Source organism: Nioella sp. (genome assembly GCF_964229645.1).
Classification (GTDB): Bacteria; Pseudomonadota; Alphaproteobacteria; order Rhodobacterales; family Rhodobacteraceae; genus Nioella.
The window spans coordinates 1-4048 of the sequence record NZ_CAXREX010000258.1 but is presented as its reverse complement, the minus strand read 5'-3'; the positions used below and the strand labels follow the sequence as shown (position 1 = coordinate 4048).

Genomic DNA, 4048 nt, shown 5'->3' with positions numbered 1-4048 from the left:
GCTCAATATCGCGGCCTCTGCTGTTGCAGCCTCTGTCGATCAGGTCGAGGCAGAGGTCGGTGCGGCGCTTCTGGTGCGCACGCGGGCCAAGGGCATCGCGCCAACCGAAGAGGGCCGGATGCTGGCCGCACGGTTCCGCGCATTGCTGGAGGATTGCGACAGCGTGCTGGAGGACGCCCGCGCGGGGGCTACGACGCTCTCGGGGCATCTGCGGATCGGCTATTATGCCCCGGTGGCGCCCGCGTTTCTGCCGGGCCTTCTGATCCCCTTGCAACGCGCGAATCCCGGGCTTGATGTGTCGCTCGTCGATTGCGCCGCAGACGAGGCGCAGGCGGGGCTGCTTGCCGGGCGGCTTGACCTGATCCTCTTCGCTGCCGCCCCGGTGCGGGCCGGGATCGTGACCAGGCGGTTGCTGGACCTGCCGCCCTACGTGCTGGCCCCGCTCGGCCACCCGCTTGCCCGTGGCCCGGTCGCTCTCGCCGATATCGCCGCGCATCCGCTGGTGCTGCTCGACCGCCCGGTGGCCGAGCCCTATGTCACCGCGCTTTTCCGCGACCTGGGGCTGGCGCCCCGCATCGCCGCGCGGGCCAACACGACCGAGATGGTGCGCAGCCTCGTCGGGGCCGGGGCGGGGCTTGCGGTGCTGAACATGCGCCCGCGTACCGACCGGTCCTATGCCGGTGACGGGCTGGCGGCCCTTCCCCTGAGCGACGAGGTTGCACCGATCACCCTGTTGGTGGGGCGGGCAGAAGGGCGGCCCAAGCGGGCCGTGGCGGTGATGCAGGACCTGTTGCTGGGATGGGCCTCGGGTCCGAGGGCGCGCGACCTGATCGTCGCGCGAAATTCCTAGCCTTGGCGCGATGAATCACGCTATAGGGCGGATCAGGCAGGGGCGATGGCGTCGCCCCGGCAGCGACCATGCTGCACGCCTGCGGGCCCTCCCCGCGACCGCCCTGTACGCCGGGGCCGTGGTCATATGAAGGAACATCCCATGGACCGTCCCGATTTCTATCGCCTGCACAATGGCGACAAGCCTGCCCTGCAATTCACCCAGGCCGAATACGATGCCCGACTGATGGGGCTGCGCGCGATCATGGATACCGTCGCCGTCGATGCCGTGGTGCTGACGTCGATGCACACTATCGCCTATTACTCGGGCTTTCTGTATTGCTCGTTCGGGCGGCCCTACGCGCTGGTTGTGACGGCCTCCGAAGCGGTGACGATCAGCGCAGGCATCGACGCAGGCCAGCCCTGGCGGCGCGGTGCGACCGACAACATCACCTATACCGACTGGAAGCGCGACAATTTCTGGCGCGCCGTGGCCCATGTCACCGGCGAGCGCCGGGCGATCGGGATCGAGGGCGATCACCTTACCCTGATGCAGCAGGACAAGATGCGCGCCTTCCTGAAACCCGCGACCGAGGTGGAAATCGCAACCCTCACCATGCAGCAGCGGATGCGCAAATCGCCCGCGGAAATCGCGCTGATCCGGGCCGGGGCCGCGGTGGCCGACGTGGGCGGATACGCCATAAAAGACGCGGTAAAACAAGGGGTTCGCGAGATCGACGTGGCCATGGCGGGGCGCGATGCGATGGAACTGGAAATCGCCCGCCGGTTTCCCGACGCGGAATATCGCGATACCTGGGTCTGGTTCCAGTCAGGGGTCAACACCGACGGGGCACACAACCCGGTGACGGGGCGCGTGTTGCAGCGGGGCGATATCCTGAGCCTCAACACCTTCCCGATGATCTCGGGCTACTACACCGCGCTCGAACGCACCATGTTCGTCGAGGAGGTGGACGATGCCTCGCTGGCTTATTGGGAGGCCAATGTGGGTGCGCATGAATTCGGGATGAGCCTTTTGCGTCCCGGCGTGTCCTGTTCCGAAGTTACCCATAAGATCAACGACTTCTTCGCCGAGCGGAACCTTCTGCAATATCGCAGTTTCGGCTATGGCCACAGCTTCGGCGTGCTGTCGCACTATTACGGGCGCGAGGCGGGGCTGGAGCTGCGCGAGGACATCGACACGGTGCTGGAACCGGGCATGGTGATCTCGATGGAGCCCATGCTGACCATCCCCGAGGGCCAGCCCGGCGCGGGTGGATACCGGGAGCATGATATCCTGATCATCACCGAGGACGGGGCCGAGAACATCACCGGATACCCCTACGGGCCCGGCTTCAACGTGGTGGGCTGAGGGCCCGAAAACAGGGGGGGTGCCCCCCGTACACCCCCTGTGCACCCCCCGTGCACCCCCCGTGCAGACGAAACCCCGGTTTCGCCGCCTGTCGGCGCCGACCGGGGAGCGGCCCGCCTCGACCCCCGCTTGCGCGGGGGCACTCCCCGGGCCGCAGTTGCCACGGACAGGCGGCGGGGACGGCGCATCGCTAAGACGCGTGCGAGCGTGGCGGCGGCGGGATGCCTCCGGCGGGGGTATTTGGGGCAAAGAAGAAGGGCCGGGGGCGGGTTTGAACGGACCGCGCCCCGGGGGCCTTCGCGTCAGACGGGCTGGTAGTGGTCGAGCTCCGACGTGAACCAGGCGGTGCCGCGGGTGGCGCTGCCCAGGGCGTGGGCGAGATCCTCTTCCGCCGCCATCGGCAGCAGCGCGCGGAAGATGTCCCAGCCGGCGGCATCGGGGTGGGGCTCGAAGCCCTGGACCTGGCCCTTGAGCCCGCTGACCACCTGCACGAGGTCGCCCGCGAAGGCGGACGGCACATGGACCGACACCTGCATGATGGGTTGCAGCGTGACGGTGCCGAGCTCTGACAGCGCTTCGCGGACCGCGTTCTTGCCCGCCGTGCGGAAGGCGAAGTCGGAGCTGTCGACGGAATGGGCCTTGCCGTCCTTCAGCGTGACCCGGACATCGACGACCGGGTGGCCTTGCGGGCCTTCGGCCAGCGCTTCGCGCGCGCCCGCCTCGACCGAGGGGATGTAGTTTTTCGGCACCGCGCCGCCCTTGACCACGTCGTCGAAGGCGAAGCCGCCGCCCTCGGGCAGGGGGGCGATATCGATCAGCACGTCGGCAAACTGGCCCGCCCCGCCGGATTGCTTGCGGTGGCGGTGATGCTTTTCCACGCCCTTGCGGATGGTTTCGCGCAAGGCGGTGGGCACGGGCGCGCAAGAGACGGCGATGCCGAAGCCCTCGGCCAGCTTGTCGATCACGCGTTTCTCGTGCTGGGGGCCGTGGACGCCGATTTCCAGATGGCCGCTGGCCGCGCTTTGGGCAACGGTGAGGCCGCGGTCGATTTCCGCCAGCCGGGCCAGCGCCGCGGGCAGCTTGTTCTCGTCCCGCTCGTTGTCGGGCACCACCAGCCGGCGCAGCGCGGGCGGATGGGCCGTGGCCCAGTCGGGCAGGTCGACCCTGCCGTCGGCGGTGAGCACGCCCCCGAGGGAGATATGGTCGCTCTTGATCGTGAGGCCGATCTGGCCGGGGGCGAGGGCGGGCAGCTGCGTGCGCGCGTCGATATCGTCGAGGGTGCCGATCGTGTCGCCGCCCACGCGCGCGCCGGCGGCTACACCCGGGCCGAGGGCGCGGATCACCACCGCCTTGCCGATATGCTTGAGGTTGTCGGCCATGCAGCCCAGGGCAAGTGCCCCGTCCGGCAGCGCGAGCCGGTCGCGCAGCGCCTCGACCCCCGGCACGTCGTGGCGCAGGGATTTCATCAGGCGCAGCACGCCGTTGCCATGACGGGCGGAGCCCAAAAGCGCCTCCAGCAGATCGTGATGCTGAAGCGCGCGGCGGGCCACATCGTAAAGCTCTTCGGTCGGCGGGCGCTGGTCCTCGATGATTTCTTCGAGCAGGTGATCGTCGAAATCGGCGAGCGTTTCCATCATCTCGGCGCGGGCCTCTTCTTCGCGGGCGCGCATCTCGGCGGGAAGTTCCACCAGCGAGGAGCGCTCGCCCTCGTGATATTCCCAGGCGCGCTCGGAGATGAGGTCGATCGAGCCCACCACCCTGTCGCCCTCTCGCATGGGAACCTGGCGCAGGATGATGCCATGGGCGCTGTAGGTCTGGAGCGCGGCGATCACGTCGGAGACGCGGTCGGTC

The 4048-nt window shown here is 68.5% G+C and carries 3 protein-coding genes; 2 read left to right on the top strand and 1 reads right to left on the bottom strand.

The window, feature by feature from the left end; all coding sequences use genetic code 11:
• Together ACEQXV_RS17195 and ACEQXV_RS17190 are read left to right on the top strand one after the other, a co-directional pair.
• On the top strand, positions 1–850 hold an 850-nt coding region (locus ACEQXV_RS17195; protein ID WP_370270186.1), incomplete at its 5' end, for a LysR substrate-binding domain-containing protein.
• Positions 851–991: 141 nt separating this feature from the next.
• Entirely contained in the window at positions 992–2197 is a 1206-nt protein-coding gene (locus tag ACEQXV_RS17190) for a M24 family metallopeptidase (RefSeq protein ID WP_370270185.1), read from the top strand.
• Positions 2198–2499: 302 nt separating this feature from the next.
• Here ACEQXV_RS17190 and ACEQXV_RS17185 read toward each other — a convergent pair.
• Positions 2500–4048 (bottom strand): elongation factor G (locus tag ACEQXV_RS17185; protein ID WP_370270183.1); only part of this gene is annotated, 1549 nt, incomplete at its 5' end.

What these genes read in the sequence shown, in the direction of transcription:
- ACEQXV_RS17190 (WP_370270185.1), top strand. Translation starts at nt 992, where the DNA reads ATGGACCGTCCCGATTTCTATCGCCTGCACAATGGCGACAAGCCTGCC.